This window comes from Streptomyces sp. NBC_01428, assembly GCF_036231965.1.
GTDB lineage: Bacteria > Actinomycetota > Actinomycetes > Streptomycetales > Streptomycetaceae > Streptomyces.
Genome location: NZ_CP109499.1, coordinates 8,051,059 through 8,066,616 on the forward strand (window position 1 = coordinate 8,051,059; position 15,558 = coordinate 8,066,616).

The 15,558-nt window shown below is 73.0% G+C and carries 11 protein-coding genes; 9 read left to right on the forward strand and 2 right to left on the reverse strand.

Translation table 11 applies throughout. The features are described 5' to 3' along the window. The first annotated feature begins 59 nt into the window (after positions 1-59). Together OG406_RS35125 and OG406_RS35130 are read left to right on the forward strand one after the other, a co-directional pair. A complete protein-coding gene (locus OG406_RS35125; RefSeq protein ID WP_329189700.1) occupies positions 60-2,351 on the forward strand; it encodes a serine/threonine-protein kinase in 2,292 nt (763 codons plus the stop codon). A gap of 162 nt (positions 2,352-2,513) precedes the next feature. Continuing rightward, a complete protein-coding gene (locus OG406_RS35130; RefSeq protein WP_081222823.1) occupies positions 2,514-4,079 on the forward strand; it encodes a phytoene desaturase family protein in 1,566 nt (521 codons plus the stop codon). Positions 4,080-4,159: 80 nt separating this feature from the next. Here OG406_RS35130 and OG406_RS35135 read toward each other — a convergent pair whose 3' ends face one another. Then, positions 4,160-5,965: a serine hydrolase gene (locus tag OG406_RS35135; RefSeq protein ID WP_329189703.1), complete on the reverse strand. Its 1,806-nt coding sequence runs from the start codon at positions 5,963-5,965 to the stop codon at positions 4,160-4,162. A 181-nt stretch (positions 5,966-6,146) separates the two neighbouring features. Between OG406_RS35135 and OG406_RS35140 the strand changes: the two genes are divergently transcribed. The 3 genes from OG406_RS35140 to OG406_RS35150 all read left to right on the forward strand — a co-directional run bounded on the left by OG406_RS35140 (position 6,147) and on the right by OG406_RS35150 (position 10,394). Beyond that, entirely contained in the window at positions 6,147-7,259 is a 1,113-nt protein-coding gene (locus OG406_RS35140; protein ID WP_266853457.1) for an NAD(P)H-dependent flavin oxidoreductase, read from the forward strand. Then, the gene (locus tag OG406_RS35145) at positions 7,256-8,806 is read left to right on the forward strand and encodes an acyl-CoA synthetase (RefSeq protein WP_329189706.1); all 1,551 of its coding nucleotides are present in this window, start codon (positions 7,256-7,258) and stop codon (positions 8,804-8,806) included. Before OG406_RS35140 ends, OG406_RS35145 begins: the two co-directional genes overlap by 4 nt. 91 nt (positions 8,807-8,897) lie before the next feature. Further along, the gene (locus OG406_RS35150; protein WP_164373505.1) at positions 8,898-10,394 is read left to right on the forward strand and encodes an acyl-CoA synthetase; all 1,497 of its coding nucleotides are present in this window, start codon (positions 8,898-8,900) and stop codon (positions 10,392-10,394) included. 38 nt (positions 10,395-10,432) lie between these two features. Here OG406_RS35150 and OG406_RS35155 read toward each other — a convergent pair whose 3' ends face one another. After that, complete coding sequence (locus tag OG406_RS35155; RefSeq protein ID WP_329189708.1) at positions 10,433-11,455, reverse strand: NADP-dependent oxidoreductase; 1,023 nt, start codon at positions 11,453-11,455, stop codon at positions 10,433-10,435. 99 nt (positions 11,456-11,554) lie between these two features. Between OG406_RS35155 and OG406_RS35160 the strand changes: the two genes are divergently transcribed. The 4 genes from OG406_RS35160 to OG406_RS35175 all read left to right on the forward strand — a co-directional run bounded on the left by OG406_RS35160 (position 11,555) and on the right by OG406_RS35175 (position 15,554). Then, positions 11,555-12,514 (forward strand): LysR family transcriptional regulator, encoded by a 960-nt coding sequence (locus OG406_RS35160; RefSeq protein WP_329189710.1) that lies wholly within the window; start codon positions 11,555-11,557, stop codon positions 12,512-12,514. 160 nt (positions 12,515-12,674) lie between these two features. Then, positions 12,675-13,694, forward strand: a complete 1,020-nt coding sequence (locus OG406_RS35165) for an ArsR/SmtB family transcription factor (protein WP_267052511.1) — start codon at positions 12,675-12,677, stop codon at positions 13,692-13,694. 256 nt (positions 13,695-13,950) lie between these two features. Further along, on the forward strand, positions 13,951-14,364 hold the full coding sequence (locus OG406_RS35170) for a hypothetical protein (protein WP_164373514.1): 414 nt from the start codon (positions 13,951-13,953) through the stop codon (positions 14,362-14,364). A gap of 101 nt (positions 14,365-14,465) precedes the next feature. Continuing rightward, the gene (locus tag OG406_RS35175) at positions 14,466-15,554 is read left to right on the forward strand and encodes a hypothetical protein (protein ID WP_329189713.1); all 1,089 of its coding nucleotides are present in this window, start codon (positions 14,466-14,468) and stop codon (positions 15,552-15,554) included. Positions 15,555-15,558: the final 4 nt, after the last annotated feature.

Consider the following 15,558-nt stretch of genomic DNA (forward strand, 5'->3'; position numbering starts at 1 on the left):
GGGAGGGCCCGGGGGAGGGCCCGGGGTCGAGCAGTGAGTGACGGGGGCGATCACACGCGATGGCGGAGAGCAGGCTGATCCAGGGCCGGTACCGGCTGCTGGATCTCATCGGGCGCGGCGGCATGGGCGAGGTGTGGCGGGCGCGCGACGAGTCGCTGGGACGCCACGTGGCCGTCAAGTGCCTCAAACCGCTCGGCCCGCACCACGACCAGGCCTTCACCGGCGTGCTGCGGGAGCGGTTCCGGCGCGAGGCGCGGGTGGCGGCCGCCCTCCAGCACCGCGGGGTGACCGTAGTCCACGACTTCGGTGAGGCCGACGGCCTGCTGTATCTGGTGATGGAACTGCTGGAGGGACTCAACCTCGGCCAGGCACTGGAGGAGAACGAGCACCGCCCCCTCGCCGTCGACGAGGTGATCGACATCGCCGGACAGGTGACCGCCGCGCTCGACTACACCCACCGGCAGGGCATCGTGCACCGGGATCTGAAGCCGGCGAACATCATGCGGCTGAACGACGGCACCGTGAAGATCTGCGACTTCGGTATCGCCCGGCTCGGGCACGACATCGGGTTCACCTCACGGCTCACCGGCACCGGCATCGCGATGGGCACCCCGCACTACATGTCACCGGAGCAGATCAGCGGTTCGGAGGTCGACGAGCGCAGCGACCTCTACTCGTTCGGCTGCGTGCTCTACGAAATAGCCACCGGGGCACCGCCGTTCGACCTGGAGGACGCCTGGTCCATCCTGGTCGGCCACCGCGACACCGTGCCCGAGCCACCCCGCCGCCACCGCGCGGAACTGCCGGAGTACCTGGAGCTGATCATCCTCGACCTGCTCGCGAAGGAGCCCGGGCAGCGCCCGCGGGACGCCCGGGAACTCGCCCACCGGATCGACGCCGGGCGCGGCACACCCCGGTACGTGCCGACGGTCGTCACCCCCGCCGTCGGGCCGTCCTCCTCGGCACAGCGGTCGTTCCGTTCCGCCACCCCGTCGGGCGAGGAGCAGTCCTCGCACGCGTCACGGCTGCCGTCCTGGACCGAGGGCATGACGACCGGCCACAAGGCCACCGGCGCGGGACTGCGCACCACTCCGCCGGACCCCTCGGCCGGACTGACCGGCGAGTGGATCGCCCGCCCCTCGACCACCGTGACATCGCGGCGGTCCGCCGCCGAACGACCCGCACCGTCGAAGGAGTCGCTCACCGCCCTCGCCGGGCGGCACGACTCCGGACTGAGCCTCGGACGGCGCGGCCGGTGGGCCGAGGCGGGCGAGGTCCACCGCTCCGTCGCCGCCGAACGCGAGCACCTCCTGGGGCCCGACCACCCCGACACGCTCACCAGCCACTACGAGGTCGGCTTCACCCTCAGCCGCACCGGCCGCCCCGCCGAGGCGCTCGGCGAGTACGCCCGGGTCGCGCAGTCCCGCGAGCGCGTGCTCGGCGCCGATCATCCCGACACCCTCGCCGCCCGGCAGGAAATGGCTTACGTGCTGGGCCAGTTGGGCCGCCACTTCGAGGCCCACCAGGCGTACACGTCGGTGCTCGCCGTCCGCGAACGCGTCATGGGCGCCGACCATCCGGACACCCTGCGCTGCCGCCACAACCTCGCCTTCAACCTCAGCCGGCTCGGACGCCTGGAGGACTCGTACCGCATGGCCGGCGAGGTCGCCGCCGCCCGGGGCCGCGTGCTCGGCGCGACGCATCCCGACACGCTCGTCACCCGCTTCGAAGTCGGCTACGCACTCGGCCAGTTGGGACGCTGGACCGAGGCGCTGCAGACCTACCGGGAGGTCGCGGAGAGCCGCTCCCGGGCGCTCGGCCCAGACCACCCGGACACCCTCGCCGCCCGCTACGAGGTCGGTATCAGCCTCGGCCGGCTCGGCCGCAGCGCCCAGGCCCTCGACCTCTACAGAGCGCTCGTCGACGACCGCACCCGTGCGCACGGCCCCGACCACCCCGAGACCCTGCGCGCCCGCCACGGCCTCGGCGTGAACCTCGGCCGCATGGCCCGCTGGGAGGAGGCGCTCGCCGAGTCCCGCGACGTGTGCGCGCTGCGCGAGCGGGTCCTCGGCGCGGACCACCCCGACACCCTCGTCAGCCGCCGCGAGGTCGCCGTCGGCCTCGGCTGGCTCGGCCGCTGGGCCGACGCCCTCACCGAGTACCGTCGCGTCGCGACCGCCCGCGAGCAGGTGCTGGGCCCCGACCACCCCGACACCCTGGCCAGCCGCAACGACGAGGCGCACTGCCTGGAGCAGTTGGGCCACCGCCAGGAGGCCGCGGAGCTGTACCGACGCGTGGCCGTGCTGCGGCAGCAGCGGGCGGCCGCAGGACACCGCAGCGGCCTCTCCTGACGGTCCGGTCGTGTCCGGGGCGTGCCCTCCACGCCTCCGGGCCCGGACCCGGTCCGGACCTGCGGGAGCGCACCCCAGGGGCGCCCCTGCCCGCTCGACCGGCCGCCCGCCGCCTGCCGCGTACCCCTGGCCGACGTAGATCATCACGTGCTACGAAGAACCATGCCTGCACACGAGGGATACGACACCGTGATCGTCGGCGGGGGCCACAACGGACTCGTCGCCGCCGCCTACCTGGCCCGGGCCGGACAGTCCGTGCTGGTGCTGGAGCGGCTGGGGAACACCGGCGGCGCCGCCGTGTCCACCCGGCCGTTCGCCGGAGTCGACGCGCGTCTTTCGCGCTACTCGTACCTGGTGAGCCTGCTGCCCCGGAAGATCGTGCGGGACCTCGGCCTCGACTTCCGCGTCCGCGGCCGCACGGTCTCCTCGTACACGCCCGTCGAACGGGACGGACGGCCCACGGGACTGCTCGTCGGCGGGGGCGAGCGCCGTACCCGCGAGGCCTTCGCCCGACTGACCGGTTCGAACCGCGAGTACGAGGCGTGGCAGCGCTTCTACGCGCTGACCGGACGGGTCGCCCGGAACGTGTTCCCCACCCTCACCGAGCCCCTGCCGACCCGGGAGGAGCTGCGGGCCCGCGTCGACGACGAGGAGGCCTGGCGCATCCTCTTCGAGGAGCCCGTCGGCGCCGCCGTCGAGGAGTACTTCACCGACGACCTCGTCCGCGGCGTCGTCCTGACCGACGCGCTCATCGGCACCTTCGCCGACGCCCACGATCCGTCGCTGCGCCAGAACCGCTGCTTCCTCTACCACGTGATCGGCGGCGGGACCGGCGCCTGGGACGTACCCGTCGGGGGCATGGGCGCGCTCACCGACGCGATCGCCGGCGCGGCCCGCGGCGCCGGCGCGGTGATCGCCACCGGGCACGAGGTGCTGCGCATCGACACCGACGGCCGGTCCGCCGAGATCGGCTACCGCACGGCCGACGGAGAGGGCGTCGTCGCGGCCCGCCACGTCCTGGTGAACGCCTCGCCGCAGGAGCTCGCGCGGCTCACCGGCGACGAACCGCCGGCCCCCGCCGAGGGCGCGCAGCTCAAGGTGAACATGCTGCTGAAGCGACTGCCGCGGCTGCGAGACACCTCCGTCGACCCGCGCGAGGCGTTCTCCGGGACCTTCCACATCGCCGAGGGGTACGAACAGCTCGCCGCCGCGCACGCGCAGGCCGCGTCCGGCGAACTGCCCGCCGCGCCGCCCTCGGAGATCTACTGCCACTCGCTCACCGACCCGAGCATCCTCGGCCGGGACCTGGCCGAGCAGGGGTACCAGACGCTCACCCTCTTCGGACTGCACACGCCGGCCCGGCTCTTCGAGCGCGACAACGACGGCGTACGGGACGAGCTGCTGAAGTCGACGCTGGCACAGCTGGAGACGCACCTCGCCGAGCCGCTCGCGGACTGTCTGGCCACCGACGCGGACGGCAGGCCGTGCATCGAGGCGAAGACGCCGCTGGACCTGGAGCGCGACCTGCGCCTGCCGGGCGGCAACATCTTCCACCGTGACCTCGCCTTCCCGTACGCGCAGGAGGGCACCGGCCGTTGGGGCGTCGAGACGCGGCACGCCAACGTGATGCTGTGCGGGGCGGGCGCGGTGCGGGGCGGCGGGGTGAGCGGGGTGCCGGGCCACAACGCCGCGAAGGCCGTGCTGGAGGCCCTGGGCGCGGCCGGTTAGCCGGCGGCCGGCCGGTTCCGTCCTCCGCCCTCCCGCAGGCCGGGCGGGGGCGGAACCGGCGTCGACCGGTGGAGCACGTGTCAGTCCCGGGAGGCCACCCAGCCCGCCGGTGTGATGCGCGCGGCGTCGGCGGGGCGGCTCTCGTCGAAGACGACGCGCCTGCCCGAGACCACCCGCAGGGCGTCGACGTAGACGCCCCGGCCGACGTACAGCGTGTCCGTCGTGTACCGCCAGCGCAGGGCGAGCGCGGGGTCGGCCGGCAGCTCCGCGCCGAGCCGGTGCCACACCCGCCCCGACCAGCCGGTGGCCGTGCCCGCCGGATGCTCCCGCGGGTCCTCGGAGCCGTGCCGGGTCGTGAACGGGACGGGCCTCCAGCTCACGCCGCCGTCGGTGGACGCCTCGAGGACGAGCGGGTCGGAGCCGGGCTCCGTGTCCCACCACAGGGCGCAGCCGAGGCGGGCGGGACCGCCGGTGGTGTCGAGCGGGGGCAGCGTCAGGGTCGCCGTCGTGGCGCTCGCGGTCCCGGCGAACCAGGACGTACGGCCGGACGCGGGACGCACCGCGACGGCACGCGCCATGTCGGTGCCGGCGGCGACCCGGGGAGCGGAGCCGGACCGCCAGGTGCGCACGGGGTGGACGGAGTTGCCGAGCACGATCAGGAACGAGTCGGTCGTCGGGTCGAGCACGATCGAGGTTCCCGTGAAGCCGGTGTGGCCCGCCGTGCGCGGCGTCGCCATCGCGCCCATGTACCAGTGCTGGTAGAGCTCGAAGCCCAGGCCGTGTTCGTCGCCCGGGAAGGCGGTGTTGAAGTCGGTGAACATCAGGTCCACCGTCTCCGGGCGCAGGATGCGGGCCCTGCCGTAGGCGCCTCCGTTGAGCAGGGTCCGGCCGAGGACCGCCAGGTCCCAGGCGCAGGAGAAGACACCGGCGTGACCGGCGACTCCGCCGAGGGAGTACGCGTTCTCGTCGTGGACCTCGCCCCACACCAGCCCGCGGTCCAGTCCCGACCAGGGCAGCCGGGCGTCCTCGGTGGCCGCGATCCGGGGCTTCCAGGAGGCGGGCGGGTTGTAGCGCGTGCGGTCCATGCCGAGCGGGCCGGTGATCTCGTCGCGCAGGAGGACGTCGAGAGTCCGGCCGGTCAGCTTCTCCAGGACCAGCTGGAGCGAGATGAGGTTCAGGTCGGAGTAGAGGTAGGCCGTGCCGGGCGGGTTGAGGAGCGCCTCGTCCCAGACGAGCTGGAGCTTCCCCTCCCGGGTCGGCGCGTTGTAGAGGGGGATCCAGGAGCGGAACCCCGAGGTGTGCGTCAGGAGTTGACGAATCGTCACGTCCTGCTTGCCGCCGCCCGCGAACTGCGGGAGGTACGAGGCGACGGTGGCCTCCAGCTCCAGGGTGCCCCGTTCGATCTGCTGCACGGCGAGGATCGACGTGAAGAGCTTGGAGACCGACGCGAGGTCGTAGACCGTGTCGCGGGTCGCCGCGATCTGCTCGTCGGCGGGGAACTCCACGCCGGAGTCGGTGCTCTCGTCGTAGCCCGCGTACCGCACGGCCTTGCCGATCGGCTGGTGCAGGGCCACGGTGGAGCCGCGCCCGGCGAGCAGGACGGCACCGGCGAACCACGGGTGCCGGGGCGAGGGTCCGAGGAACGCCTCGGCGTCCGTGACCAGTTGGCGCAGGGGGCCGGCGAGCAGGCCGGCCTGTTCCGGGGTGCCGTGCCGCAGGGTCCGTCTGCCGTCAGCCGTCGCGGCCGCCGCGGGCCCCGCCGGGAACGGGCCGAGAGCCAGCGCACCGCCCACCGCCAGGACACCCGCGCCCCATTGACGACGTGTCAGTCCGCCGCCGGTTCTGTAGCGTGCCTGTGCCGGTCCGTTCTTCGCGCCTTCGGTCATCGGGGATCCTCCCGCTCGGGCCGCCTGAAAGTATCTTTCTGGATCTGCCGTGCCGAGTGAAAGTTTCCCGTCAGGTGCCGGTGTGTCAACCCCGCCGCGACGGGAGCGTCCAGGTCCGAAAATCTGACGGGGCATCAGAAAAACTCTTCCTTCGGCCGGAGGTCTGCGGCATCCTGCGGCCATGCAGACGGAGCTGAGCAAGAGACTGGGAATCGAGCACGCCATCTTCGGCTTCACGCCGTTCCCCGCCGTCGCCGCGGCCATCAGCCGCGCCGGCGGACTCGGCGTGCTCGGCGCGGTCCGCTACACCGCCCCGGACGAACTCGAACGCGACCTCGACTGGATCGAGGCGCACATCGACGGCAGGCCCTACGGACTCGACGTCGTCATGCCCGCGAAGAAGGTCGAGGGGGTCAGCGAGGCCGAGGTCGAGGCGATGATCCCCGAGGGACACCGCCAGTACGTCAAGGACACCCTCGCCAAGTACGGCGTGCCCGAACTCGCCGAAGGCGAGGTGTCCGGCTGGCGCATCACCGGGTGGATGGAAGAGGTCGCCCGGGGCCAGCTCGACGTCGCCTTCGAGCACCCCATCAGACTGCTGGCCAACGCGCTCGGCTCACCGCCCGCCGACGTCATCGAGCGGGCGCACGCCCAGGGAGTCCTCGTCGCGGCCCTCGCCGGCAGCGCCCGGCACGCCCGCAAGCACGCCGAGGCCGGCATCGACATCGTCGTCGCGCAGGGCTACGAGGCGGGCGGGCACACCGGGGAGATCGCCTCGATGGTGCTCACGCCCGAAGTCGTCGACGCCGTCGACCCGTTGCCCGTCCTCGCCGCCGGCGGCATCGGCAGCGGACAACAGGTGGCCGCCGCGCTCAGTCTCGGTGCCCAGGGTGTCTGGCTCGGCTCGATCTGGCTGACCGTCACCGAGGCCGACCTGCACGCGCCCGGCGTCACCCGCAAGCTCCTCGCTGCCGGATCCGGGGACACCGTGCGCTCGCGGGCCCTGACCGGAAAGCCGGCGCGCCAGCTGCGCACCGAATGGACCGACGCCTGGGACGACCCGAACGGCCCCGGCACGCTGCCCATGCCGCTCCAGGGACTCCTGGTCGCCGACGCGGTCTCGCGCATCCAGAAGTACGAGGTGGAGCCGCTGCTCGGCACACCGGTCGGGCAGATCGTCGGCCGCATGAACAGCGAACGCGCCGTCCAGGAGGTCTTCGACGACCTGACCCGCGGCTTCGAGCGCGCCGTGGACCGCATCAACCGCATCGCCGGCAGGGAGGACCACGCATGAGCACCGCCCCCAACGGTTTCTGGGCCCAGGCCGCGGCCGACCCCGACCGCGTCGTCCTCGTCACCCCCACCGGCGAGGAGTGGACCGCGGGACGCCTGCACGCCGCCTCCAACCGGCTCGTCCACGGACTGCGCGCCGCGGGTCTCACTCGCGGCGACGCGTTCGCGGTCGTCCTCCCGAACGGCGTCGAGTTCTTCGTCGCCTACCTCGCCGCCTCGCAGGGCGGCCTCTACCTCGTGCCCGTCAACCACCACCTCGTCGGCCCGGAGATCGCCTGGATCGTCTCCGACTCCGGCGCCAAGGTCCTCATCGCCCACGAACGGTTCGCCGACGCGGCCCGGCACGCGGCCGACGAGGCGAAGCTGCCCGGTGACCGGCGCTACGCCGTCGGCGCGATCGACGGCTTCCGCCCCTACGCCGAACTCCTCGACGGGCAGCCGGAGTCGGCACCGGACGACCGCACGCTCGGCTGGGTCATGAACTACACCTCCGGGACCACCGGCCGCCCGCGCGGCATCCGGCGCCCGCTGCCCGGCAAGCTCCCCGAGGAGTCCTACCTCGGCGGCTTCCTGGCGATCTTCGGCATCCGCCCCTTCGACGACAACGTGCACCTCGTCTGTTCGCCGCTGTACCACACCGCGGTGCTCCAGTTCGCGGGCGCGTCCCTGCACATCGGACACCGGCTGGTCCTGATGGACAAGTGGACGCCGGAGGAGATGCTGCGGGTCATCGACGTACACCGGTGCACCCACACCCATATGGTGCCGACCCAGTTCCACCGGCTGCTGGCCCTCCCCGAGGAGGCCCGGGCACGTTACGACGTCTCCTCGATGCGGCACGCCATCCACGGGGCGGCCCCCTGCCCCGACCATGTGAAGCGCGCCATGATCGAATGGTGGGGCCGGAGCGTGGAGGAGTACTACGCGGCCAGCGAGGGCGGCGGCGCCTTCGCGACGGCCGAGGACTGGCTGAAGAAGCCCGGCACCGTCGGCAAGGCGTGGCCCATCAGCGAGCTCGCCGTCTTCGACGACGACGGGAACCGGCTGCCGCCCGGTGAACTCGGCACCGTCTACCTGAAGATGAGCACCGGCGGGTTCTCCTACCACAAGGACGAGGGCAAGACGCGGAAGAACCGGATCGGTGACTTCTTCACCGTGGGGGACCTGGGCTACCTCGACGAGGACGGCTATCTCTTCCTGCGCGACCGCAAGATCGACATGATCATCTCGGGCGGCGTGAACATCTACCCGGCCGAGATCGAGTCCGCCCTGCTCGCCCACCCCGCGGTGGCCGACGCCGCGGCCTTCGGCATCCCGCACGACGAGTGGGGCGAGGAGGTCAAGGCCGTGATCGAACCCGCCCCCGGCCACGAACCCGGCCCCGCCCTCGCCGAGGCCGTCCTCACCCACTGCGCGACCCTCCTCGCCGGCTACAAACGCCCCAAGAGCGTCGACTTCGTCGAAACGATGCCCCGCGACCCCAACGGAAAGCTCTACAAACGACGCCTGCGGGAGCCGTACTGGGAGGGCAGGACACGGGCGTTGTGAGGAGAGCGGGACGGTCGCGCGCCGCGGCCGGCCCCCGCCGGGGCGTTCCGGTACTTGACCTCCCCGTTGTGTGGATCGAGGATCACGTGTCATGACGCCTGGACACGGCAGTACGGTGGACGGGGTGCTGCGGCGCAGTGCCCGGCGGACTCCGGCGCGACGCGCGGTCGACTACCGCGAGCGCTCCTGGACGTACGCGGAACTCGACGAGGCCGTCTCCCGCGCGGCGACCGTGCTGCTCGGCGAGGGGCTGGCCCCCGGCGACCGGGTCGGCGCCTACGGGCACAACTCGGACGCCTACCTCATCGGTTTCCTCGCCTGCGCCCGCGCCGGCCTCGTGCACGTGCCGGTGAACCAGAACCTGACCGGCGACGACCTCGCCTACATCGTCGGGCAGTCGGGCAGCGCCCTTGTGCTGACCGACCCCGACCTCGCCGGGCGACTGCCCGACGGCGTACGGACCCTGCCGCTGCGCGACGCCGACGACTCGCTCCTCGCCCGCCTGGACACCGCCCCGCCGTACGACGGGGACGAGCCGCGCGGGGACACGCTCGTGCAGCTGCTCTACACCTCGGGCACCACCGCGCTGCCCAAGGGCGCGATGATGACGCACCGGGCCCTCGTCCACGAGTACCTGAGCGCGATCACCGCCCTCGACCTGAGCGCCGGGGACCTCCCCGTCCACGCGCTGCCGCTGTACCACTCGGCGCAGATGCACGTGTTCCTGCTGCCGTACCTCGCGATCGGCGCGACGAACACCATCCTCGACGCGCCGGACCCCGGGCAGCTCTTCGACCTGATCGAGGCGGGCCGCGCCGACAGCCTGTTCGCCCCGCCCACCGTGTGGATCGGCCTGTCCAACCGCCCCGACTTCGCCGACCGCGACCTGAGCGGACTGCGCAAGGCGTACTACGGCGCCTCGATCATGCCGGTGCCCGTCCTGGAGCGGCTGCGCGAGCGGCTGCCGAAGCTCGCCTTCTACAACTGCTTCGGGCAGAGCGAGATCGGCCCCCTCGCCACCGTCCTCGCCCCCGACGAGCACAAGGGCCGCATGGATTCCTGCGGACGTCCGGTCCTCTTCGTGGACGCACGGGTGGTCGACGAGGACGGCAAGGACGTACCGGACGGGACACCCGGTGAAGTCGTCTACCGTTCACCGCAGTTGTGCGACGGCTACTGGGACAAGCCCGAGGAGACGGCGGACGCGTTCCGTGACGGCTGGTTCCACTCGGGCGACCTCGCCGTGCGGGACGCCGACGGCTACTTCACCGTCGTGGACCGGGTGAAGGACGTCATCAACTCCGGTGGCGTACTGGTCGCCTCACGCCAGGTCGAGGACGCCCTCTACACCCACGAGCAGGTCGCCGAGGTCGCGGTGATCGGGCTCCCCGACGAGCGCTGGATCGAGGCCGTCACCGCGGTCGTCGTGCGGCGCGGCGACGTCTCCGAGGCCGAACTCGTCGCCCACGCGCGGGAGAAGCTCCCTCACTTCAAGGCGCCCAAGCGGGTCCTCTTCGTGGACGAACTGCCCCGCAACGCCAGCGGGAAGATCCTCAAGCGCGAACTGCGCGACCGCTGGGGGTCCTGACCCGGCACCGGGGATCCACGGCACCGCGAGCCGGGGGGTCAGTTCGGGGACGGGACCTGCGTGCGGTCCCGCACGATGATCTTGCCGGTGTTCTCCCCGCGCAGCATGCCCAGGAACGCCTCCACGATGTGCTCGAACCCGTCGACGACCGTCTCGTCCGGAACGAGTCGGCCGCTCTGCAGATGCGGCACCGCGAACGCGTACAACTCCTCCTGCAGATCCAGGTGGTTGCTGACCAGGAAGCCCTCCATGCGGATGCTCTTCTCCACGATGTCCGCGTAGTCGAAGCGCGGGGGCGGCGCGTCGGGGGTGTTGTACTGGCTGATCGTGCCGACGCGGACGACGCGCCCGAACGTGCGCAGCACGCCCACGGCAGCGGCCAGTTGCTCGCCGCCGACGTTGTCGACGAACACGTCGATGCCGTCCGCCGCGGCCTCGCCGAGCAGGACGGCCGCGGGCCCGTCGTGATAGTCGAAGGCCGCGTCGAAGCCCACCTCCTTCATCAGGTGGGCGGCCTTCGCGGCCGAGCCCGCGCTGCCCACGAGCCGTCCGGCGCCCAGCAGCCGGGCGAACCGTCCGCTCGCCGTGCCGACCCCGCCCGCGGCGGCCGACACGAACAGGTCCTCTCCTTCCCGCAGCCGCGCGATCCGGGTCAGGCCCACGTAGGCGGTCAGGCCGGTGCCGCCGAGGACGCTCAGGTACGCGGTCGGCGGGACCCCGTCGAAGCGGGGCAGCCGTCGGACCTCCTCGGGGGTGACGACCGCGTGGGTGCGCCAGCCCCGCCGGTGGAACACGATCTCGCCCTCGGTCAGCAGGGGAGTGCGCGAGGCGATCACCCGTCCGATGGAGCGGCCCTCCAGCGGTACGCCGAGCGCGAAGCCGCCGGGCACGTCGTCCATCATCTCGCGGTGGTACGGGTCGACGGACCAGTAGAGGTTCTCCACGAGCGCGCTGCCGGCCGCGGGGGCCGGAAACGGGGACGCGACGAAGGCGAAGTGCCCGGCGGTGGGAAAGCCGTGGGGGCGGGCGGTCTGGTGCACGGTGAGCGCGGTCTCGTTCATGCCCGGACCGTAGGGCGGGAATGCCCCTCGCGGGCAGCCCGTTGGCCTCATGCGACGCACCGATCCATGAGCAGTTCTCATACATGAGGTGAGCGCCCCGTGGCCCGCACGACCGACTCCGATCTCCTCCCGCAGGAACTGCGCGTCCTGGTGGCGGTCGCGGACACCGGCGCCTTCTCGGCCGCCGCCGGCACACTCGGCACGACCCAGTCCGCCGTCTCCCACTCGGTGCGTGGCAGCGAACGCAAGATCGGTGCCGTCCTCTTCGAACGCGGCCGCGCCGGAGCCCGCCCCACCCCCGCCGGCGAGCGGGCCGTCGCCCACGCCCGCCGCGTCCTGCGCCTGCTGGACGTCCTGACCGCCGAGGCACGCGACGCGGCCCGGCCCGACACCGCGCGGGGGGAACTGCGGATCGCGGCGTTCCGCAGCGCGGCACTCCACCTCCTGCCGGACGTCCTCGGGAGACTGCGCGCCCGACACCCCGGGATCGAGCCACGGGTGCGGATCGTCCGCGAGCTGGGGCGCGGCACCGCGGGCGAAGTCGTCGACGGGAAGGCCGACTTGGCCATCGCCACACTGGGCGGCTCCGTCCCGCTTCCACCGGGCCTGGTCACCAGGGAACTCCTCGAAGAGCCGTATGCCCTCGTGCACGCGACGGGCCACCGGTCCCCGCGCGCCCTGCCGCTGGTCGACTGGGCCGAGAACTGCGGCTCGGGAACCCGCGACTGGTGGGCCGCGCAGGACTGGATCCCGAAGGCGACCGTCGAGGCCGAGGACGACGGTGCGGTGCTCTCCCTGGTGAGCGGGGGGCACGGTATGGCGATCATGCCCGCGCTCTCCCTGGTCGGAGCACCGGACTCCGTCGCGATCACCGATCTGGGCCCGCGGCGTCCGACACGCCGGATCGGCTACGTCACCACCACCGAACTGGCCGCATCCGCCGTCGTGCGCGCCCTGGTGAGAGAGCTGCGAGCCGCCGCCCCGGTCGTGCGAGCCTCCCCGGCGGTGGGCCCCGACCTCCTCGTCGGCGGTAAGTGGCATACGGTGCAAGGGAGTTAGGGGCACGGAAGTCCGTACAACCCTCTCGCCGTCGGATGGGTCGCAGGGGGCATCGGGGCTTCCGAGGGGGATCCGGGTGGACGGCAGGTTCCGATCCCTCCGGCGGATGACGCCCATGTCGCCCCCGAGCCGGACCACAGTCGAATCGGGGGCGGATTCCGTGCTGCGCATCCACTTCACGCACGAGGACTTCACCCGCCTCCGGGTGGCGGGCACACCCGACCCGCTCTGGGAGATCGCCTGCAGCCTGCACCGCCTCCAGACCACCCGCGGACGCTGGGCGTACGCGGACTGGTACCGCACCACCCGGGACACCCTCGCGGGCACCGGACTCGGCGCGGCGGTCCGGCGCCTTCTCATCCCGGTCCTGCCCCGCGCGTCGTACTTCCCCGACTGCCTCACCCCGTACGAGGCGGTCGACGGGCTGGACAGGGGACTTGCCGCGATCGTCGACACGCCGCCCGCCCGCGTCGCCCGGGAGGTGAGCAGACTCGACCGGCTGGGCGCGGCCCCGCCGTGGGCTCCCCGGCTGGTGGAGCGCGGCACCCGTGAAGAGCTCGTCAGGGCCATGCGCGCGTACCACGAAGCGGTCATCGCACCTCACCACGACCGCGTCTGCGCCGCGATCGCCGGGGAGCGCGCCCTGTGGGCACGGCGGACCCTCGACTCGGGCATCGACGGGCTGCTCGCCGGGCTGTCGCCGGTCATGCGCTGGCACTCCCCGGTGCTGCACGTCGACTACGTGGAGGACCGCGACCTGTATCTCGACGGTCGCGGACTGCGCCTCGTCCCGTCCTACTTCTGCTGGCAGTTACCGATCTCGATGGCCGACGGCGCCCTGCCTCCGGTGCTCGTCTACCCCCTCGCCGACTCCCGGCCACCCGCCGCCGCCCCGCCCGCGGACGCCCCGCTCGCCGCGCTGCTGGGCGGGACCCGGGCCGCCGCCCTGCGGTCCCTGGCCGTCGGCGCCACCACCTCGGAACTGGCACGTTTCCTCGGGGTCTCGCCCTCCACCGCCACGCACCACACCACCGTGCTGCGCGACGCGGGTCTGATCACCAGTCGGCGGTGGCACAACATCGTGCTCCACACGCTCACGCCGCTGGGTGCGGCGGTGCTCCGCCGGACAACGGCGGCACCGGGAGGCTCGTCGGCCACAAGCGTCGACTTTCGGTCATGACAGCGTCCGCGGCAGGCGCAGCGTGTCCCGGCGGCCCCACCGGACCCACCGTTCGCTCGGGCACCGCTGGAGCAAGGGAGTCCGCCGCCTGGCCGGGCACTTTCGAGGACGGTCGAACGCCGTGGTCCGCAGGGGCCCGCTCTGCGAGCGTCTGCGGCGTGCACCCCGGACGCGGCGCCACCGCCCGTCCGGAACCGCGGTCCCGTCCACGCGTGTGTGGGCTCGGCCGAAGACCGGAAGACCGAAAAGGGGAAGCATGACCAGAGCCATCGCCGCCGGCGCGTTCGCACTCGTCTCCGCAGCGACCTGTCTGACGTTCGCTCCCGCGGCCTCCGCCGCTCCGCAGGCCTGCGTGACCTCGACGCTCACCACCGGGGCCAACCAGGGCGTCGGAACCGTCCGCAACAAGTCGGCCACGAGCAGCTGTGGCGACCTCAACCTCACCTACTCCGACGACTCGACCTCCCCGTACGGGGACTACTACGCCGGCCGGCTGCGCAACTCCAGCGGTGTCTGGCACACCTGCAGCAAGGGCTACGTCTGGGCCTCCGACGGCAGTCACAGCGTCAACGACTCCACGTACTGGCTGTGCACCGACGTCTCGGACAACACACCGTTCACGGTGGCGAGCCAGCTCGACGGCGGCGACTCCGTCAAGATCACGCACTGACCGGGGGCCGATCGTCCGCCGCCCGGTTCCACGCGCCACGGGGGTGCCGTCGGCTCACGCCGATGGCACCCCCGCCCGGGGCGGACCAGGGGGAGGGGCGAGTGGAGAGAGATGGGGGAGTGATGCGGATGGTCCACCCGGCCGACCAGCACCGGTTCCCGGCCCGACACCGGGACCGGCCCCGTACCGGGGCGCGGTGGCAGATCCCGAGCCCCCTCCGGCGCCCGGCCACGCTGCGCGTCACCTTCGCAGCCATCGCCGCCCTGGTCACCGCGGCCTGTGCGGCGGACCCCGCCCCGACCGCGGACCCCACCCCGCCCGCACCGGTGTCCGCCGCCCGTCTCAGCGCCGCACTGCCGGACGACCCGGTCCGCATGGTGCTGCCCGCCACCGGCGCCGAGACCCGCTGGACCCAGGGCCTCGACGTCTTCGTCCGGCAGGAGGCCCGCGCCGTCGCGGCGTCGTGCGCCCACGATCACGGGACCGAGCCCCCGACGCAGGATCCGGTCACGTTCATCCGGTACTACGAACTCCCCGACCTGGACTTCGTCACCCGGCACGGAATGAGCGGGAGCGCCGCGGTGCCCGTCGTCACGCCCGGCCCCGTGCGGACCGACACCGGGGCGCGGTCCGGGAAGGGGAGCGAGCGTCTCATCGGACGGGGGAGCGACGACGGGAAGGAGAAGGGGAGCGGAGCCGGGAGGGGGAAGAGGGGCGGCGCCGGTGATGCCGGCGACACCGCCGTCGTGCGCCGCTGCGTGACCGAGGGGACGGCGGCCGCCACCGCGCTGCGCGACACCTACGCCGCCCTCCAGGGCCAGTGGTTCGGCACCCTCGTCCCCCTGCGCCACGACCCCGCCGTGCTGCGCGCCCTGCGCACCCTGCCGGGCTGCCTCGCCCGACGCGGGATCCGGGTCCGCGACGAGAACGGTTTCTTCGCCCTCGCCGACGCGCGGCAACAGACCACCCCCGCCGACCGGCTGCCCTCCGTCGAACGCGCCCTCGGCAGCGCCTACGCGGACTGCATGCGCCCCGTCGAGGCCGTCCGCGAACCGGCCCGCCTGCGGCTGCGTGCCCGCTTCCTCGCCGACCACGCCGCCGAGGTCCGCACCCTGCGCGCGAACCTGCTCCCGGCCCTCCGCCGGGCCGCGAAGGCGCACGGTCTGCGCCTCGTCTTCCCTGCTCCGTAGCCGT